The organism is Streptomyces boetiae, assembly GCF_031845405.1.
Taxonomy (GTDB): Bacteria; Actinomycetota; Actinomycetes; order Streptomycetales; family Streptomycetaceae; genus Streptomyces; species Streptomyces boetiae.
In genome coordinates, this window is the sequence record NZ_JAVREN010000106.1 from 1 (window position 1) to 742 (window position 742).

The window sequence follows — 742 nt, forward strand, 5'->3', positions numbered from 1 at the left end:
CCCCCGCACCACCCGCTGGTCCGCCCTCCGCAAACGCTCCGGCACCCTCGTCCCGGACATCCCCCCGGAGGACTGACGCCGCGCTGGGCGGCTGTCGGACGTTGGCCGACGCCCCCGATCCCGGGCGGGCGCGCCCCCTGGGGTTCGCGGTGGCGCGGGAAGGCGAACGCGCCACGTCGCCGCGCGGTGAACCGGCCCGGCGCGCGCGGCTCCCGAACGCCGCCCGACAGCGGCCCGCTTCGACGACGGCCCGGGGCAACCGCGTTGCGCCCGGCGTACCGGCGCGCCCAACGCCCCCGGCGCGCGGACGCGCGTGGCACCGCCCGGCGGGCATCGCCGGTCGCCCGGCTGCTCCGCGAACGTCCCGCCCCGGCGGAGCGCCGCAGCGCCCGGACGTCCCTGGCACCGCCGAGGGGCATCGCCGCCCCCGGCCGCCCCCGGCGGGGGGTTCGCAGGGGGCGGAAGGGCCTGGCGCCGACCGCGGACACTGCCGCGCGCTCGTCGGCCTGCCTCCGGCAGGGGCTACTCCTGCTCGCCCAGGACCGGGCGCAGGCGCTCCGGCAGGAGGTCTTCGCAGGCTTCGCGGGAGGGGGCCGTCAGGGAGTCGGAGACGCAGTCGTAGTAGTCCTTGTAGACGAGCTGGACCGTGTACGTCGCGGCCACGATCACCAGGGCCGCCACCGCCATCACGATGCCCGAGACGGCCGCCGCGAACTGCGGGCGGGGGCCGGGGGTCCGGGGT

1 pseudogene is annotated in these 742 nt (G+C 79.2%); it reads right to left on the reverse strand.

Annotated elements, in window-relative coordinates:
- Positions 1-522 precede the first annotated feature (522 nt).
- A pseudogene (locus RM780_RS27575) lies at positions 523-742 on the reverse strand (hypothetical protein); the annotation flags it as partial.